This is a genomic window from Microbacterium sp. 1.5R, assembly GCF_007667425.1.
Classification (GTDB): domain Bacteria; phylum Actinomycetota; class Actinomycetes; order Actinomycetales; family Microbacteriaceae; genus Microbacterium.
Genome location: NZ_VDRC01000001.1, coordinates 1,937,757 through 1,955,513 on the forward strand (window position 1 = coordinate 1,937,757; position 17,757 = coordinate 1,955,513).

General features: G+C 69.3%; 18 protein-coding genes. 10 read left to right on the top strand and 8 right to left on the bottom strand.

Features of this window, described 5'->3' with window-relative positions; genetic code table 11:
* The first annotated feature begins 141 nt into the window (after positions 1-141).
* From FSY98_RS09305 to panB, 3 genes are read left to right on the top strand one after another with little or no spacing between them, the layout of a single operon-like run.
* Positions 142-918, top strand: a complete 777-nt coding sequence (locus FSY98_RS09305) for a Rossmann-like and DUF2520 domain-containing protein (protein WP_144875996.1) — start codon at positions 142-144, stop codon at positions 916-918.
* A complete protein-coding gene (gene panC / locus FSY98_RS09310) occupies positions 915-1,757 on the top strand; it encodes a pantoate--beta-alanine ligase (protein WP_144875998.1) in 843 nt (280 codons plus the stop codon). The genes FSY98_RS09305 and panC overlap by 4 nt, the downstream gene beginning before the upstream one ends.
* A complete protein-coding gene (panB, locus tag FSY98_RS09315) occupies positions 1,754-2,623 on the top strand; it encodes a 3-methyl-2-oxobutanoate hydroxymethyltransferase (RefSeq protein ID WP_144876000.1) in 870 nt (289 codons plus the stop codon). The genes panC and panB overlap by 4 nt, the downstream gene beginning before the upstream one ends.
* A 139-nt stretch (positions 2,624-2,762) precedes the next feature.
* On the opposite strand, the gene FSY98_RS09320 is transcribed toward panB, so the two are convergent.
* The 3 genes from FSY98_RS09320 to FSY98_RS09330 form a co-directional block, all read right to left on the bottom strand.
* Complete coding sequence (locus FSY98_RS09320; protein WP_096713933.1) at positions 2,763-2,966, bottom strand: helix-turn-helix transcriptional regulator; 204 nt, start codon at positions 2,964-2,966, stop codon at positions 2,763-2,765.
* Positions 2,966-3,454, bottom strand: coding sequence for a DUF2975 domain-containing protein (locus FSY98_RS09325; RefSeq protein ID WP_144876002.1), 489 nt, complete (start codon positions 3,452-3,454; stop codon positions 2,966-2,968). The genes FSY98_RS09320 and FSY98_RS09325 overlap by 1 nt, the downstream gene beginning before the upstream one ends.
* Before the next feature lie 394 nt (positions 3,455-3,848).
* Entirely contained in the window at positions 3,849-5,102 is a 1,254-nt protein-coding gene (locus FSY98_RS09330; protein ID WP_144876004.1) for an MFS transporter, read from the bottom strand.
* A gap of 81 nt (positions 5,103-5,183) precedes the next feature.
* Here FSY98_RS09330 and FSY98_RS09335 point away from each other — a divergent pair, with 81 nt between their 5' ends.
* Positions 5,184-5,489, top strand: a complete 306-nt coding sequence (locus tag FSY98_RS09335; protein ID WP_144876006.1) for a helix-turn-helix transcriptional regulator — start codon at positions 5,184-5,186, stop codon at positions 5,487-5,489.
* Between the two features lie 440 nt (positions 5,490-5,929).
* Here FSY98_RS09335 and FSY98_RS09340 read toward each other — a convergent pair whose 3' ends face one another.
* Positions 5,930-6,688, bottom strand: coding sequence for an SDR family NAD(P)-dependent oxidoreductase (locus FSY98_RS09340; protein ID WP_144876008.1), 759 nt, complete (start codon positions 6,686-6,688; stop codon positions 5,930-5,932).
* A 1-nt stretch (position 6,689) separates the two neighbouring features.
* A complete protein-coding gene (locus FSY98_RS09345) occupies positions 6,690-6,971 on the bottom strand; it encodes a helix-turn-helix domain-containing protein (protein ID WP_144876010.1) in 282 nt (93 codons plus the stop codon).
* A gap of 68 nt (positions 6,972-7,039) precedes the next feature.
* Here FSY98_RS09345 and map point away from each other — a divergent pair, with 68 nt between their 5' ends.
* Positions 7,040-7,810, top strand: coding sequence for a type I methionyl aminopeptidase (gene map, locus FSY98_RS09350; RefSeq protein ID WP_144876012.1), 771 nt, complete (start codon positions 7,040-7,042; stop codon positions 7,808-7,810).
* A gap of 152 nt (positions 7,811-7,962) precedes the next feature.
* Here the strand turns inward: map and FSY98_RS09355 are convergent, their stop codons facing one another.
* Complete coding sequence (locus tag FSY98_RS09355; protein WP_144876014.1) at positions 7,963-9,534, bottom strand: glycosyltransferase family A protein; 1,572 nt, start codon at positions 9,532-9,534, stop codon at positions 7,963-7,965.
* Positions 9,535-9,710: 176 nt separating this feature from the next.
* Between FSY98_RS09355 and FSY98_RS09360 the strand changes: the two genes are divergently transcribed.
* Both FSY98_RS09360 and FSY98_RS09365 read left to right on the top strand, forming a co-directional pair.
* Positions 9,711-10,340 (top strand): PadR family transcriptional regulator, encoded by a 630-nt coding sequence (locus FSY98_RS09360; protein WP_144876689.1) that lies wholly within the window; start codon positions 9,711-9,713, stop codon positions 10,338-10,340.
* A gap of 23 nt (positions 10,341-10,363) precedes the next feature.
* Positions 10,364-12,052 (top strand): AarF/ABC1/UbiB kinase family protein, encoded by a 1,689-nt coding sequence (locus FSY98_RS09365; RefSeq protein WP_144876016.1) that lies wholly within the window; start codon positions 10,364-10,366, stop codon positions 12,050-12,052.
* Positions 12,053-12,068: 16 nt separating this feature from the next.
* On the opposite strand, the gene FSY98_RS09370 is transcribed toward FSY98_RS09365, so the two are convergent.
* Positions 12,069-13,271, bottom strand: a complete 1,203-nt coding sequence (locus FSY98_RS09370) for a Fic family protein (RefSeq protein ID WP_186307602.1) — start codon at positions 13,269-13,271, stop codon at positions 12,069-12,071.
* Between the two features lie 180 nt (positions 13,272-13,451).
* Between FSY98_RS09370 and FSY98_RS09375 the strand changes: the two genes are divergently transcribed.
* Positions 13,452-15,470, top strand: a complete 2,019-nt coding sequence (locus tag FSY98_RS09375) for a BCCT family transporter (RefSeq protein ID WP_260857341.1) — start codon at positions 13,452-13,454, stop codon at positions 15,468-15,470.
* Between the two features lie 114 nt (positions 15,471-15,584).
* On the opposite strand, the gene FSY98_RS09380 is transcribed toward FSY98_RS09375, so the two are convergent.
* A complete protein-coding gene (locus FSY98_RS09380; RefSeq protein WP_144876018.1) occupies positions 15,585-17,168 on the bottom strand; it encodes an SDR family oxidoreductase in 1,584 nt (527 codons plus the stop codon).
* A gap of 94 nt (positions 17,169-17,262) precedes the next feature.
* Between FSY98_RS09380 and FSY98_RS09385 the strand changes: the two genes are divergently transcribed.
* On the top strand, positions 17,263-17,514 hold the full coding sequence (locus tag FSY98_RS09385; protein WP_144876020.1) for a hypothetical protein: 252 nt from the start codon (positions 17,263-17,265) through the stop codon (positions 17,512-17,514).
* A 51-nt stretch (positions 17,515-17,565) separates the two neighbouring features.
* On the top strand, positions 17,566-17,739 hold the full coding sequence (locus FSY98_RS09390; protein ID WP_144876022.1) for a CsbD family protein: 174 nt from the start codon (positions 17,566-17,568) through the stop codon (positions 17,737-17,739).
* Positions 17,740-17,757 lie beyond the last annotated feature (18 nt).

Sequence of the window (17,757 nt, forward strand, 5' to 3'; positions counted from 1 at the left end):
ACTCCACGCGCGTTTATACCGGCATATCGCTGAATGCGGTGCGCTCGGGGCCGGTTCATCTGCTCCCGAGTTTGGCGAGTGCACCCGCTCCGGCGGATACTCGACGCATCCGCTCCGACCATCTCCGGGCGGCCGACACCCATGAATTCGACGCCCTCCCTCGCCCCCGCGCCGACCATCGCCGTCCTCGGCGCCGGACGGCTCGGCGCCGTCCTCGCGCGTGCGCTACGAGAGGCCGGCTACACCGTCGAGGGGCCTCTGGGGCGCGACGACAAGACCCCCCACGTCGACCTCGCGATCCTGTGCGTGCCGGATGCCGAGATCGCCGGCGCCGCGGCGTCCGTGCGATCGCGCGCGCTGCGGGTCGCGCACGTCTCCGGCGCCACCGGGCTCGACGACGTCGACCTCAGCATCCATCCCCTGCAGACGTTCGCGGGCGGAGAATCGCCCGAGGTCTTCGTCGGAATCGGCGCCGCGATCGACGGGCGTACCGATGCCGACCTCGCGCTCGCCGCCGAGCTCGCGACGGCCCTCGGGATGCGGGCGTTCCGCGTCGACGAGGCGCACCGCGCGGGCTATCACGCCGCAGCATCCTTCGCCTCCAACTTCGTGCTCGCGGTGCTCGATGCCGCCGAGGAGCTCGCGAGCGAGGTCGGAGTCGAACGCGCTCACCTCGTGCCGCTCGTGCGGCGGACCGTCGAGAACTGGGCCGCCTCCGGTGCGCCGGCCGTGCTCACCGGCCCGATCGCGCGGGGTGACGCGCACACACTCGCCCGCCAACGTGCGGCCGTCGACGGGTACGCGCCGCACCTGATCGACCTCTTCGAGGAGCTGGCGAACGCGACGCGGGACGTGGCATCCCGCATGCCGACCGCGATCGGCCGCGCCGACGACAGCATCCGGAAGGATGACGCATGAGGATCCTCCGCACGATCGCCGAGGTCCTCGCCGCCGTGCGCGATGCGCGCGCCGCGGGGCATACGGTCGGGCTGGTGCCCACGATGGGGGCGTTCCACGAGGGGCATCTGTCGCTCATGCGCGAGGCGCGGCGGAACCACGATCTCGTCGTCGTGTCGCTGTTCGTCAACCCGACGCAGTTCGCTCCGAATGAGGACCTCAGCACGTATCCGCGCGACGAGGCCCGCGATGCGGCGCTCGCCGAGGGAGTGGGCGTAGACATCCTGTTCGCGCCGGAGCCCGCCGAGATCTACCCCGACGGCTTCGCGACGACGATCCACGTGGCGGGCATCACCGAGGTACTCGACGGCGCGAGCCGCGGCGCCCACCATTTCGACGGCGTCGCGACCGTCGTCACCAAACTGTTCGGCATCGTGCGCCCAGACGCCGCGTACTTCGGGCAGAAGGACGCGCAGCAGGTGCTCGTCGTGCGCCGCGTCGTGCGCGATCTCGACCTCGATGCGCGGATCGTCGCGTGCCCGATCGTGCGCGAATCCGACGGCCTCGCGATGAGTTCGCGCAACGTCTACCTCGATGCGGAAGCCCGCGCGCAGGCCACCGCGCTGAACCGCGCACTCGATGCGGCGGAGGTCGCGCGGGCGGCCGGCGACGGCATCCTTCCCGCTGCGCGGGCCGTGCTCGCGGAGGCGGGAATCGAGCCCGAGTACCTGGAACTCCGGGATGCTGAAACGCTCGACCCCGTGGAGAGCGTCGACCGCGACGCCCTGCTGCTCGTCGCCGCCCGCGTCGGCTCCGCCCGCCTGATCGACAACCACCTGCTGAGGGGAACCCCCGCATGAGCGCCCACGCCGCCCCGTCGAGACGCCTGACGATCGCTGAGCTCGCGCGCAAGAAGGACGCCGGTGAGCCGATCGTCATGGTCACGGCCTACGACCACCCCAGTGCGCAGATCGTCGAAGAGGCCGGCGTCGACATGGTGCTCGTCGGCGACTCGGCCGCGATGACCGTGCTCGGCTACGACAGCACGGTGCCCGTGACGGTCGACGAGATGCTGGTGCTCACGAAGGCCGTGCGCCGCGGCCTGTCGCGACCGCTGCTCGTCGGTGATCTGCCGTTCGGGTCGTACGAGGCGTCTGACGCCCTCGCGCTCGAGACGGCGCAGCGGTTCGTGAAAGAGGCGGGCGTCGACCTCGTGAAGATCGAGCGGGGTGGCACGACGGTCGCGCGCGCCCGAGCGCTGGTGGATGCCGGCATCCCTGTGGTCGGACACGTCGGCCTCACGCCTCAGACCGCCACCGCCCTCGGCGGATACCGCGCGCAAGGACGCACCGCCGAGGCGGCGCTCGCGGTCATCGACGATGCCCTCGCCCTGCAGGATGCCGGAGTCTCGCTGATCGTCGTCGAAGCCGTACCCTCCGCCGTGACCGCGGCGCTGATGCCGCTGCTGCGCGTGCCGGTGATCGGCATCGGGGCCGGAGCAGATGCCGACGGTCAGGTGCTCGTCTTCCACGACCTGCTCGGAATCTACGACGGACCCGCCGCGACCTTCGTCAAGCGCTACGCCGAGGTGCGCGCGGCATCCGTCGCCGGGGTGTCGGCGTACGCGAGCGAGGTCCGGTCGGGGGAGTACCCCGAGCCCGAGCACGGCTACGGGATGCCGGAGGCCGAGGTCGCGCGCCTGCGGGAGCTGCTCGCGGGACGGTAGTGCCGGCCGGCGTGACCGCGGGCGTGCTTTGGCGGGCGGCTCGCATGGCGATGTGCAGGTCGTAAGGCCGCGTGCGCGGCATTCGTCCTTCGGGAGCGTAGGAGTCCTGCTGAAGTGCACGTGCCGGCGGGCCGCGCGCTCAGGGCTCCCAGCGCAGCAGGTCGCCCGGCTGACACTCGAGCACCTCGCACAGTGCGTCGAGGGTCGTGAAACGCACGGCCTTCGCGCGCCCGTTCTTCAACACCGCGAGGTTCGTGGGAGTGATGCCGATGCGCTCGGCGAGCTCACCGACGCTCATCTTGCGTCGCGCCATCATGACGTCGATATCGACCACGACGGGCATCAGATGACCTCGTTGTCGAGCTCGGACCGCAGCGACTGCGCCTCGAGATGCCGGTCGATCGCCTGCCGCAGCAGGGCCTTCATCACCACGACCAGCAGCGCCATGCCGCAGAGGACCAGGCCGGCTCCCCCGACGAGCGCGACGACCCCCGGCGCCGCGTCGCCGGGGGCCAGCAGTGCTGCGAACCCGAACGTCAGCACCGCTGCGACGAGGATCGCCCCGATGATCACATCGACCAGCCGGAACGAGGATGCCGAGAAGATCGACCCCCGCCGCACTCTGGTGAGCAGCATCCACACGCAGATCCCGAATACCTGCATCGTGCCGATTCCCAGCACGATGAGGCTCACGATCGCGATGCGCCCCCACAGCTCGTCCGCCCCCAGGTCGAGCCACAGCATCGGCACCACGAGCGCCTGTACCGCGACCGACCCCAGCAATGCGATCGCGATCAGAACCCGCAGCACGACGATTGTCGTCCGACCCATGTTCCACACCCTCTCATCGAAGAACAACAGGAATCTATCGTTTATCGTTCGATGGCGCAAATCGGGCGCGGGGCGTTCGCGCGTGTTGCCGCGGGAGGGTGTGTCCACCGGCGGGTGATGGATGCGGCATGCGCGTCGCGTCGGGAGGGGTTCTCCGTGATGGGAGGTGGTTTGCGCAGCATCCTTCCTCCCGTTGCGTGGTTCTCCTCCCGAGGCGCGTGGGAGGGATGCCGCGCCGTCGGCGCACAGCGCGTGTGGAGGGGTTCTCCGTGATGGGAGGTGGTTTGCGCAGCATCCTTCCTCCCGTCGCGTGGTTCTCCTCCCGAGGCGCGTGGGAAAAGGATGCCACGCCCCTAGCCCCTAGCCCCAGCCCGCGCCCCCTAGCCTGCGCCCCCTACGCGCGCCGCACCCGCAGCGCGAGGGCGATCAGGGCGAGGGCGATCACGACGGCGCCGTATCCGACGCACACCGCGGTCAGTCCGAAGATTCCGACCAGCATTCCGGCGACGACCGCCGGCACGGCGAAGGCGAGGTAGGCGAGCACGTAGATGACGGCGAAGGCGTCGGCGCGCTCGGTCGCGGGAATGCGCGGGGCCAGCGACGCGACGACTCCCGAGAAGGCGGTGCCGAATCCCATGCCGGTGATGGCCGTGACGATGAGGTAGAACGGCAGCGATCCGGCGCTCAGTGCAAGAAGCGACAGCGCCGTGCCGACGGTGAGCGCGGACGTGCCGAAGATCACCGACGTCCGGGCCGAGCGGTGGCGGAACGCGAACGCCGTGATCGCGCCGACCCCGGCGAGCATCGCGACCGAGAGTCCCTGCCACGTGTGCGCGTCGCCGCCGAGCTCGCTGCGCACGATGGTCGCTCCGAGAGAGAGGAAGAGCCCGCCGGTCGCCCACCCGGCGATGATCGCGGGAGCGCCGCGCCAGAAATCCCCGCGCACGGCCGATGGCACCGACAGCCGGAACCGCAGCGACGCCCAGGCCCCCGCCCGCAGCGGAGCGGTCTCCGGTGCCACGACGAAGAGCCCGGCGAGGATGACGTAGATCGCCGTGAGCGGAGCGAACACGTCGAGCAAGGCTGCCCGCGTGAGGTCGAGGGCGATGCCGGCGAGCAGGGCGCCCAGTGCGAGGCCGATGCCCGGGCTGAGGGCGTTCCACAGGGCGGCGGTCTTCGCGCGTCCGCGCGGCGCGAGGTCGAGGGCGGCGGCGGAGAGCGTCGAGATGAGCACGCCACTCGCGGCGCCCTGCAGAATGCGCGCGAGCATGAGGGTCACGACCGTGTCGGCGTGCCAGAACAGCAGCATGCTGGCGCCGAGCAGCACGAACCCGGCGATCGCGACAGGGCGCCGGCCGACGTGGTCGGAGAGCGACCCGGCCGTGAGCAGAGCGAGCAGCAGGGCGATGGCGTACACCGCGAACACGGCGCTGATGACGATCGCGTCGAATCCGATCTCGGCCGCGAGCACGGGGTAGAACGGCGACGGTGCGCTCGCTCCGGCCATCATCGCGATCTGCGCGACGATCGCTAGCACGAACCCGAAACGGTGGCGACGGATGCCGGATGCGGCGGCGCCAGTCGTCGTGTCGGCAGCCCTGGCAGCGGCACTCCTGGCAGCGGGGGTGGCGATCGGCGCGGTGGTCATGACACTCCTGTTCGGTTCGAGAATCATCGAACCTTGAAGACGGTACTCGCCCTCGGGGGATTGTTCAACTATTCTCGAACCATGCCCGGTGACCTGCCGCACCCCGAGCGCTCCGACATCCAGCTCACGGACGTGCTCTTCGCCCTCAGCGACCCCGAGCGTCTCGCCATCGCACGCCAGCTCGCCGACGGACCGCTCGACATGGCCGCCTGCCACGCCACCGACCCGAACCTCCCCAAGTCGACCAAATCGCACTTCATGAAGGTGCTGCGCGAAGCGGGCGTCATCCGCAACGAACCCAACGGACGACGGCGGATGCTGACACTGCGCCGCGACGACCTCGACGCCCTGTTCCCCGGACTGCTCGACTCCGTGCTGCGCGGCTGATCCGGCATCCGCTCTTCCTCTCTCGTGCGCGCCGTCGTCGCAACGTCGCGCCGTCGTCGCAGGGATGCGGCGAGGATGTGCGACGCGGGTGCACTTGTGCGACGCGGGTGCACTTGTGCGACGCGGGTGCACTTGTGCGACGCGGCATCCTCTCTTCCTCTCTCCGCGCGCGTTGGCCGCAGAGTCGCGCCGTCGTCGCAGGGATGCGGCGAGGATGTGCGACGCAGGTGCACTTGTGCGACGCGGCATCCGCTCGTCAGGCCTGACCCGTCGCGCGGAGAACGGCGCTTCCCGCGGGCAGATCCCAGAGAAACGTCCTTCGAGAGCGCACAAATCCGCGGGAACCGCACGGAGCAGCAGAAGGCGCACAAATCCGCGGGAACCGCGCGGAGCAGCGGAAGGCGCACAAATCCGCGGCACACGCGCGGAGGGACCGACGCTCAGCGGAAGTACGACGCCCCGTTCAGGTCGAGCACCGCGCCCGACGCCCACACCGCAGCGGGCGACGTGAGATAGGCGACGGCTTCGGCGACCTCTTCCGGAGTGCCAACGCGACCGAACGGGCTCTGCCCGCGGATGCCGTCGCCCCCGGCCCCTTCGAGCTTCGGCGTCTGCCGCTCGGTGGCGATCATCCCCGGTGCGACCGATGCGACCGAGATACCGTGCGGTGCCAGCACGAGCGCCATCGACTGGCCGAACGCCTGGAGTCCGGCCTTCGTCGCGGCATACGCGGGGTGGTCGGCCTCGCCGCGGAACGCTCCGCGCGACCCGACGTTGACGATCGACCCGCCGTCGCCCTGCGCGATCATGTGCTGCGCGACGAGCATCGTCACATTCGCGGCGCCGACCAGGTTCACGGCCGCCATCTGCGCCCAGGCGCTCTGCCACGCGTCGTAGCTCGTCGCATCTACGCGATGCTCGTTCGCCGCGCTCGGTGCGACGGCCGCGTTGTTCACCAGGATGCTGATCGAGTCGAGCGCCGCGACCGCGGCATCCACCACGTCTTGAGCACCCGCTGGGTCGCCGAGGTCTCCGCCGACGATGGCGTGCCCCGAGCCGTCGAGAGAGGCGAGGGTCTGCGCGGCGGCATCGCGGTCGGCGCCGTAGTGCACAGCGACCCGGTCGCCCCGGCGGGCGAACGCCTGTGCGACGGCGCGACCGATCCCGCGCGAGCTGCCCGTGACGAGAGCGGTCGCCATGTCAGGAGGCGACCCGTCCGCGGGCGTCGCGCACCTCGCGGATCGGCTCGATCTCGGACCACACCGCGTCGAGCGACAGGTGCAGCACCCCGGCGATGGCGGCGATGGTCGAGAACGCCGGCGTGGCCACCCGGCCCGACTCGATCTTGCGCAGCGTCTCGGGCGAGACGCCGGCGTCGAGGGCCACGCTCAGCATCGACCGCTCCCCGCGTGCTCGACGCAGCAGAGCGCCGAGGCGCTCGCCGCGCTCGACCTCGGCGGGACTCAAAGGCAGACGGACCATCACATTCCTATTCTAATACCGGGATAGTATTACCGGGATAGTTATCGGAACGACGGACGGAACTCCTTATGATCGAGATCCTCGACCACGACCGGCTCGAGCGGGCGCGAGACACCGGGGCGCTCGTCGGCGGCATCCTGCAGACGCTGAAGGAGCGCACCGCGGTCGGCGTGAACCTGCTCGAGCTCGACCGGTGGACCAAGAGGCTGATCGAGGATGCCGGTGCCGAATCCTGCTACGTCGACTACGCCCCGTCGTTCGGTCGCGGGCCCTTCGGGCACTACGTCTGCACCGCCGTGAACGACGCGGTGCTGCACGGGATGCCGCACGACCGCGTCCTCCGCGACGGCGACCTAGTGACGCTCGACCTGGCCGTCACGCTCCGCGGCGTCGCGGCGGATGCGGCCATCAGCTTCGTGGTCGGCGAGCGCGCGGCATCCGAGGATCTGGCTCTCATCGACGCGACCGAGCGGGCCCTGGCAGCGGGCATCGCCGCCGCCGGACCCGACGCCCGCATCGGCGATCTGTCGCATGCGATCGGCACGGTGCTCAGCGACGCCGGGTATGAGATCAACCTCGAGTTCGGCGGGCACGGCATCGGGTCGACCATGCATCAGGATCCGCACGTCGCCAACGACGGACGCCCCGGCCGCGGCTATCGACTGCGCCCGGGTCTGCTGCTCGCGCTCGAACCCTGGGTCATGGCCGACACCGCCGAGCTCGTCACGGACGCCGACGGCTGGACCCTCCGCAGCGCGACCGGATGCCGCACGGCGCACACCGAGCACACGATCGCCATCACCGACGACGGCGCCGAGGTGCTGACCCTCGCCCGGTGATTCGGAGGCTTGCCTCGCGCGCGTGGGCGCGCCCAACTGCATGGCCGGCCTGCCCGGTTGCAGGGCGGATGCCGCCGACCCGGCCTGTGTCCGTGTCGCCGACCTGCAGTCGTGTTGCCACCACGGCAGGTCGGCAGGGCGGATGCCGCCCGTCAGCGTTTCCGCAGACCGCTCCGCAGCCGCCGCGCGGCTCGGCCGGCCGCGTCCTTCAATCGGCCGCCCGGCCACACGCGGCGCAGCTCGACCGCTCCGTCCTGCGTGACGACCGGCGTGCAGGTGCGTCCGGCGAGGAGCGGCGAGCGTCCGGCGCCGGCCAGCGTGGCGGCATCCGCGGTGAGGGGCACATCGAACGTCCATCCGGCGCGACGCACCTTCGCCAGGATGCGCGCCCCGCGCGACTCGTCGTCGGGGCCGAAGACCCGCAGCGGATCGACAGCGACGGTCGGTGTGCGCCGCTTGCGCAGTGACGCGCGCGACACCTGCCTGACCGAATCGCCTTCGCCGGACACGACGAGCTCGATGCCGTCGTTCGTCAGTTCGCGACCGGCGTCGAGCAGCCGGGCGGGGAGCCCGTCGAGGGTCAGGGGGAGCGACGTCAGAGCGCCGTCCGAGAAGGTCAGGGCTTCGCGGCCGTCGCGGGTGATCTCGACGTGCAGCCCGAGCTTCAGGCCGCCGCCCCGCGTCCATGATGCCGAGGTGACCGCGACGCGGCACTCCATCTCCTTCTCGAACCGGGCGAGGGCGACGAGGTCGTCTCGGCGGTCGGCCCGCAGCAGCGCCGCCGCGATCCGCTGGGGGAACGCCAGTCCGGCGTCGACTCCCGGACCGAATCGGCGCTGCACGATGGGGATCACAGTGTCGAGCAGGCGCTCGCGATACTCGGCGGGGTAGGCGACCATGCGCTTGCCGGACACCCGCTTGAGGATCTTTCCGCGAAACCAGTGGCGCAGCAGCCCGTCACGCAGGCGACCCGGCTCGGTGTACTGCTCGACGAGATCGAGCACTGCTTCGAGGTGCGGGAAGTACGACTCGGGGTCGATGCGCGCCGAACTCGCGCTGCCGGCCCGTTTCACCCAGGCGTAGCAGGGAACGCTGCCGAGGATCGAGATCGTGCGCGCCTCGAAGTACGCGCGCATCACGAAGAGGTGGTCCTCCAGACGCACCTTGCCGTCGGGGAACCGCACGCCCTTCTCGCGCAGGAACGCCGTGCGGAACATCTTGTGCGGCGTGAGCATCTCGAGCAGCGGGTCTTCGCCGAGCCGAGCGTTCGGCACGTCGCGGCGGTAGATGCGACGGGGCAGTGGCCGACCGATGCCGACCTCCTTGCCGACGACGACGTCGGATCCGTGCTCGTCGGCGTAGTCGCACAGGCTCTCGAGCGCCGATTCGAACAGCCAGTCGTCCTGGTCGACGAACTGCACGTAGCGGCCGCGGGCCGCCGCCACCCCCTCGTTGCGCGGGGTGCCCGGCCATCCGGAGTGCGGCAGATACAGCACGCGGACGTACGAGCGGGTGCTCTCGACCTTCGCCAGTCGCTCCCTGGTCTTCTCATCCGAGCCGTCGTCGCAGAGCAGCACCTCGAAGTCGGTGCGGGCAAGGGTCTGCCGGTCGAGCGAGGCGATGAGCTCGTCGAACGCCTCGTCCGGATTGAACACGGGCACGACCACGCTCACGCGCACGGACTCGGCGGGAGGGGACTGCGGAACTTCTGACTCTGTCGACATCGTCAGCCAGTCAATCAGTGTCGCCTGTGCGCGCGCACGGGGTTGCCTCGGGGCGACCGTCGTGCAGTGACGCTACGACGTGCGTGAGGGGGCAGAATTCCCACCCCATACCCAGGGTTAACGATATATCGTTGAGTATCGCTCACCAGCTCCACGACCAGCACTGGGAGGTCATCATGAACAACGCATTCCCCTTCGGCACCGGCTCGAACAGCGCCGGCGGAGACAACCCGCTCGGCGGAATCTTCGGATCCGGCGGACTCGGCGGCCCGAACGGTCCAGCCGGCGCCATCTTCGACGCGCTCGACCAGCTGCGCAAGTCGTTCGACCAGCAGCGCCCCAGCGGCGGGACGCGCATGGCCCGAGGCGATGTCCGCACCGCAGTGCTCTCGCTGCTCGCCGAGCGCCCCATGCACGGCTACCAGATCATCAGCGAGATCGCGGAGCGCAGCGGCGGATCGTGGAAGCCCAGCGCGGGCTCCGTGTACCCGACCCTGCAGCTGCTCGCCGACGAGGGTCTGATCGAGGCCGACGAGCAGAACGGTCGCAAGACGTACTCGCTCACCGAGGCCGGCCGCGCCGTCGCCACGGAGTCGACCGGCACCCCCGCTCCGTGGGAGTCCAGCTCGACCAAGGAGGGTCACCGCAACGACCCCCGCTTCTCCGCTCTGCCGAAGGCCGGCGTCGACCTCGCGGCCGCGGCTGCCCAGGTCGGACGCAGCGGCAGCCCCGAGCAGGTGCAGGCGGCCATCGACGTGCTCGACGAGGCCCGCCGTAGGCTGTACACGATCCTCGCTCAGGACTGAACGCGAACGAACGGGAACCATCGATGACGGATGCTGCGGCGCAGGGCGCCCACCGCGCCCGATACCGCCGCATCGTCTCGTTCGCGGCCCGCGAGTTCGCCGCGGTCTGGTGGTTCGAACTCGTGCTCCCACGGTTCGGACTCTCCTCGATCGCCGAGCGGACCCGCGGGTCGCGCATGCAGCGCTTCGCGCGGCGGTTCCACGCCCTGGCGATCGATCTCGGCGGCCTCATGATCAAGGTCGGACAGTTCATGTCGTCGCGCCTCGATGTGCTGCCGCCCGAGATCACGCAGGAGCTCGAGGGGCTGCAGGACGAAGTGCCGGCCGTCGCCTTCCCCGACATCCGCCGCGTCGCGGAAGCAGAGCTCGCCGCCCCGCTGACCAGCGTGTTCGCGTGGTTCGACGAGACGCCGGTGGCCGCGGCATCCCTCGGCCAGGCGCATCGCGCTCGGCTCTCCGATCAGGATGCCGCGGACACGGGGTTCCGCGACGTCATCGTCAAGGTGCAGCGGCCCGGCATCGACGAGATCGTCGCGGTCGATCTCGCCGCCCTGCGTCGGGTGGCGAGATGGGCGATGCGTGTGCGCCTCGTGTCCGACCGCGTCGACGCCCCCGCGCTCGTCGAGGAGTTCGCCGCGACGAGCTTCGAGGAGATCGATTACCTGCACGAGGCCGCGAGCGCGGAGCGCTTCCGCGAGAACTTCGCCGACGACCCGCGCATCGACACCCCGGAGATCGTGTGGGAGCGCGCGACCCGTCGGGTGCTCACGCTGTCGGACGTCACGGCGATCAAGATCAACGACACCGACGCCCTGCGCGCGGCGGGCATCGACCCCTCGGCCGTCGCCGATGCCTTCGCCGAGGTGATGTTCGACCAGGTGTTCACGCACAGCTTCGTGCACGCGGATCCGCACCCCGGGAACATCTTCGTCACGCCCGACCCTTCGCTGGATGCCGGCTTCCGCCTCACGTTCATCGACTTCGGGATGATGGCCGAAGTGCCGGCCACTCTCCGCGCCGGTCTGCGCACGCTGCTCATCGCCGTAACCGCCCGTGACAGCCGCGGCCTCGTCGCCGCCGCACAGGAGATCGGCGTGCTGCTGCCCTCCGCCGACACGGGCGAGCTGGAACGGGCGCTCAGCGCGCTGTTCGGGCGCTTCGGCGGCATGGGCTTCGCCGAGCTGGCGAAGGTCGACCCGCGTGAGTTCACCGACTTCGCGAACGAGTTCGGCGACATGGTGCGCTCCCTCCCGCTGCAGCTGCCGGAGGACATGCTGCTGCTCATCCGCGCGGTGTCGTTGACGTCGGGCATGTGCTCGAGCCTCGACCCGGACTTCAACGTGTGGGACGCCGCTGAACCGTACGCGGGCCGTCTGCTGCGCGAGCAGAGCAGCGGCCTCGTGCGCGACATGACCGACCAGGCCATGGAGACCGCCGCGATCACGTACCGCCTGCCGAAGCGGATCGACGCGATCATCTCCCGCGTCGACGCCGGCACCGTGACGTTCGACACGTCTCGCCTCGAACGTCGCCTCGACCGGCTAGAGGGCATCGCGCGTCGCATCGGGTCGGGTGTGCTGTTCGCCGCGATGCTCGTCGGCGGGGCGCTGCTCGTGCCGACGCTCGAACCGCTCGGCATCACCCTCATCTGCGTCTCGGGTCTGCCGCTGCTGCACGCCGTCTTCGCGGGAATCGGTCGCCGCTCCCGCTGACCCGATTTCTCGGCGGCTAGTTGTCCTCGGTCAGCGTCCGGAGGACCCGGGGGGCGAAGAAGCGGCGGTCGTACGTGTCCCCTGGGACTTGACGGAGGATGGCGAGTTCGACGAGCTGACTCACAAGCTTGTTTGCGCGCGTGTAAGACAGGTTGAGGTCGGATTCGACTTTGCGCACAGTGAAGGAGGGGTTCGCTACTGCGAGATCCACAAGAGCGTGTGCGGAGTCGGCACGGAGGCGGGACGCGCGAACCATCTCTTTCAGTTCGTTTTGAACTGCCACGAGTGCCACCATCTGCGTGCGTGTCTGATCCGCTGCGGCTTGGAGGCCCCGAGCGAAAAACCGCACAAAACCATCCCAGTCGCCATCCGCGCTAACCCCGAACAGTTTGTCGTAGTAGTCGTTCCTGCGCGCCTCGAACCAGGGCGAGACTGTCAGTGTTGGTTCCTCTAGTACGCCTGTGAGCTGGAGGTGGAGGACGATCAGGAATCGTCCAAGACGCCCGTTCCCGTCTCGGAAGGGGTGAAGAGTCTCGAACTGATAGTGGGACATCGCTGCCGCCACTACGGGATCGATGAGCCCTTCGCGTGGCTGTTGCATCCAGTCGGTGAGGTCCCGAAGGTTTGCCTCGAGATTGAGCCCTGGGGGAGAGGGGATGAAGCGCGCTGGGTGCGCGGGGAAGCCCAGCGGGTCCGCGTCCGGACGGCGCCCGATGACCACCTGATTGTCGCGAACCCGGCCTGAGACGGAGTGCAGTGGCGTTCCGCGCATGAGGACGCCTTGTAGCTCGCTGAGGAGAGACACTGAGATCGTGTGTCCTTGAGAGACCTTCGCGAAACCCAGGTTCGCCATCCGAACGTAGTTGAGTACCTCGACGAGTTCAGCCGTGTCGGCGTTGTTCTCGTCGGCCGTGAGGACGGCAGCAAGAGGAGCGTATGTGCCTTCTAGCGCAGAGGTGCTCTGAGCTTCTCGGCGCAGTGTCGGCAGACGCAGAAGCTGAGGGTTGGGAAGCTGACGCGAAGTGCTGTCAAGAGCAGCGAGCGCAGCTCGCGCATCAGAGACGGCCATGAACGTCGCCGCACTCAGGTCATCGGGCATCCCGTTGGTGAGCGGAGCGGGGACGAAGGCCTTGTGCTCCCAGGCTCCGAGCTGAGGGTCCTGTCCCGTGATGGGAACGAGTGATCCCATTGCGCCGTTCTGAAACATTTGAAGGTCCACAATGTAACTCTACGGGGTGATCAAGAACATTTTGAGCCGAGAATGTTCCTTTTGCGTCTTCCCCGTGGCGTCGCGGAGATCATCGAGGTGACGAATGTCGGGGTATGGGCGATGCCGGTACCTGAGTAGCGGGCTCCCCGGACCCGGCCGCAGTATGCCGGCATGGGAGAATCGGTACTCATGGACACTCCTGACGAGAAACCGCCCGCGCGGAGCGACGCCCGGAAGACGACCACCGGCACTCTGCGACAGGCGGGGCTGCAGGCGGGCAAAATCGTCCGTGACATCGCCGCGGTTCCGCCGCGCAGCCTTCACCCGGCTCTCGTGCCCGGCGTCTCGGTCGAGGAGACCGGTCGCACGTACCGCACCGATCCGCTGGTCTTCGGCGTCGCGGCATCCCTGACCATTGCATTCATCGCCTGGGGCGTCTTCGCGGGCGACAACCTCGCCGGCACCACGTCGACCGTGCTCGCGTGGGTGGTGGAGTACTTCGGCTTCTTCTTCACGACGATCGCCACCGTCATCCTCGTCTTCATGCTGTTCGTCGGCTTCAGCCGTTACGGACGCATCCCCCTGGGCCGCGACGATGAAGAGCCCGAGTTCTCGATGTTCTCGTGGATCTCGATGCTGTTCGCCGCAGGCATGGGCATCGGCCTCGTCTTCTGGGGCGCCGCCGAGCCGCTCACCTTCTTCGAGAGCCCGCCGCCGGGCACGGTCGAGGCGAACACGCTCGAGGCCATGCACACCGCTCAGGCTCAGGTGCTGTACCACTGGGGTCCCCAGGCGTGGGCGTTCTACGCGCTGGTCGGCGGGGCGATCGCGTACGGAGCCTTCCGCCGCGGCCGCACCCCGCTCATCTCGTCGATCTTCGCGCCGCTGCTCGGTGAAGGCCGCACCACCGGTCCGCTCGGCCGCACGATCGACATCTTCTCGATCATCGTGACCCTGTTCGGCACGGCCGCATCGCTCGGACTCGGTGCCCTGCAGATCGGCCACGGCGTCGAGATCGTCAGCGGCATCGGCGAACTCGGCAACGGCGTGCTCATCGCGGCGATCGCCGTGCTCACCGCCTGCTTCATCGCCTCGGCCGTGTCGGGCGTCTCGAAGGGCATCCGCGCCCTGTCGAACATCAACGCGGTCGCGGCGCTCGTGCTCGCGTTCTTCGTGTTCTTCGTCGGCCCGACGCTGCTGATCCTCAACGTCATCCCCTCGGTCGCGGTGCAGTTCCTCGGCGACCTGCCCGAGATGATCGCGCGCTCGGCGTCGCAGGGCGACGAGACGCAGATGTTCCTCTCCACCTGGACGATCTTCTACTGGGCGTGGTGGATCTCGTGGTCGCCGTTCGTCGGCATGTTCATCGCGAAGATCTCGCGCGGACGCACGCTCCGCCAATTCGTCGCCGTCGTCATCGTCGTCCCGGCGGTCATCTCGCTCGTCTGGTTCGCGATCTTCGGAACGACGGCCATCCAGCAGCAGATGGACGGCGCCGGGCTCACGGTCGATCCGCCGGAGGAGGTGCTGTTCGGCGTGCTCGAGAACCTCCCGTTCCCGCTGATCACCAGCATCCTTCTCATCCTGCTGATCTCGATCTTCTTCATCACCGGAGCCGACTCCGCGTCGCTGGTGATGGGCACGCTGTCGCAGCAGGGTCGACCCGACCCGTCGCGCTGGGTGGCGGTCGTGTGGGGTGTGCTCGTCGGGGTCATCGCCGCGGTCCTGCTGGTGAGCGGCGAAGAGGGCAGCGGTCTGCGCTCGCTGCAGAACGTGACGATCATCGCGGCGCTGCCGTTCGCCGTGATCATGGCGTTCATGATGGTCGCGTTCATGAAGGACCTGCGGCGCGACCCGATGATCCTGCGGGAGCGGTACGCCCGTATGGCGGTGCGGCACAGCGTCATGTCCGGACTCGAGGAGTACGGCGACGACTTCGCACTCGTGCCCGTCGCCTACGACCACTCCGAAGACGACCTCGCCTGGATCGACGAGGACGAGGTCGACGACAGCCTCGCCGAGGTCTACGCGACGGCCACCGAGGCGATCGACATCATCCCGCAGGCCGGGTCGGCCGCGCATGGAGATGCGGATGCCGAAACGGATGCCGCGGCATCCGCTTCGTCAGCCCATCCGCCCGCCGCGCTCGCCGAAGACACGGCCGAGTCCGTCGACGAGGCCGACGGCACCGCTCCGACCGAGCGCTGACCGCACCGGTCGCCCGACGAGAGATCAGAGAAACGCCGCGGACGGATGCCGTGCCGCGGCGTTTCTGATCTCCCCGGGCCGCGCGCGCCGGGCGCCCCCGACCGCGCACCCGCCTCAGGCGGCGGGCGCGAGGGTCTCGACCGGCTCCTCGGCGGCGGCGGTGATGCGGGCCGCCATCCCGGCGAAGATGAACCCGTGGAAGGGCAGCACGGCGAACCAGTACAGGCGCCCCGCCAGCCCCCGGGGGAAGAACACCGCCCGCTGCTCGTACCGCGCGCCGGTGCCGTCGGGCAGCGCACGCAGTTCGAGCCATGCCTCGCCGGGCACCTTCATCTCGGCGCGCAGTCGCAGCAGTCCGCCGCTCGCGTCGGATGCCTCGGTCTCGCGACCCGGCTCCTCCACGGCCTCGACGCGCCAGAAGTCGATCGCGTCCCCCACGCGCGCGGCTGCCCTGTTGCGGCGACCGCGACGGAGTCCGACCCCTCCGACGAGGCGGTCCATCCATCCGCGCACCGCCCAGAGGAACGGCGACGAGTACCAGCCGTTCTCCCCGCCGATTCCGATGATGACGCGCCAGAGCTCATCGACCGAGGCCGTCGTCTTGAGCGACCGTGCGTCGGTGAACACCATCCGCCCTGCCCACTCGGGGTCGCTCGGCAGCGGATCGCTCGGGGCGCCCGACACCTCGGAGTCCTGCCAGCTCGTCTCGATCGCGTCGGCGTTCACGCGTCCGAGCGCGAGGCGCACCGCCTGCCGGTAGGGGGTGAGCCCACCCTCCGGACGCGGGATGAGGTCGTCGACGGCGCGGTCTTTCACGATGCACTCGTTCTGCAGCGACGCCACGAGCGGCCGAGCGATCGACCGGGGGACCGGCGTCACGAGGTTCACCCAGTGCGACGCCAGCCCGGGGGTCAGCACGGGCAGGGCGGCGATCGCGCGCTGGGGGAGTCCGGCCTCGACGGCATAGCCGTTCATCATCTGCCCGTAGCGCAGCACGTCGGGTCCGCCGATGTCGACCGCGCGGTTCACGCCGTCGTCGACCCGAGCGGCACCGAGCAGGTAGTGCAGCACGTCGCGCACCGAGATCGGCTGGATGCGGTTGCGCACCCATTTCGGAGCCGGCATGTAGGGCAGCACCTCGGTGAGGTGGCGGATCATCTCGAACGACGCCGAACCCGATCCGATGACGACACCGGCCTGCAGCACGAGGGTCGGCACGCCCGACTTCAGGAAGATCTCGCCCACGTGCACGCGGGAGCGCAGGTGGGCGGAGAGCTTCACGTCGTCGGGGTGGAGCCCACCGAGGTAGACGATGCGTCGGGCGCCGGCCGCGGCTGCCGCGTCCGCCACGGTCTGCGCCGCGCGCTCGTCGCTCTCCTCGAAGCCGGACCCCGCCGACATCGAGTGGATCAGGTAGTAGACGACGTCGACGTCGCGCATGGCTTCGGCGACGGCATCCTCATCGTCGGCTGATCCTTCGACGATCTCGACGTCGGATCCCCACGGGAAGGATGCCGCGCGCGCCGCGTCCCGAGCCAGCGCCCGCACGCGGTACCCGGCGTTGAGGAGGCGGGGGGTCAGGCGACCGCCGATGTATCCGGTGGCGCCGAGCACGAGGGCTCTGGGCATCGATCCGTCGTCGCGGGCGACCGCGCGCAGGTCTTCTTCATGGCCGGTCGGCTGGGTGAGCTCCGTCATGCTCCGAGGGTATGCCGAGATGCTCGATCTTTCACTAGGCTTTCAATTCACTAGTTCATCTAGTAACCTGCCATCGAAGGTAGGTGATTGGAAGATGTCCGGAGTTGCGAATTCCCCCGCTCGCGTCGATTACGCCCCGTATGACGCGACGTCGACGCTCACGGATGCGGCCAGCCTCGCGCCGCTCCCCGCCAGCGAGGCCGTGGGACGCGCGGTCGGTATCGATCGTGCGTCCCTCGTCTCCCCTCGTCCTCGGCGCGAAGTCCTCGGCGCCGCGGGACTCATGATGGCGGTCGCCGTGGCATCGCTGCCGCTCATGACCGTCATCGTCACACAGCTTCTGTGAGCGCGAGCCACAGGCGACAGACCACCGTTGGAAGAGAGAAGGGAAGCCCTCATGGGACTCGATGACAAGATCAAGAACGCCGCGCAGGACATCGCCGGCAAGGCGAAGGAGGCCACCGGCAAGGTGACCGACAACGAGAAGCTCGAGGCTGAGGGCAAGGCCGACCAGGTCAAGGCCGACGCCAAGAAGGCCGGCGAGAACGTCAAGGACGCCTTCAAGAACTGAAGCGTTCACATCACGCGG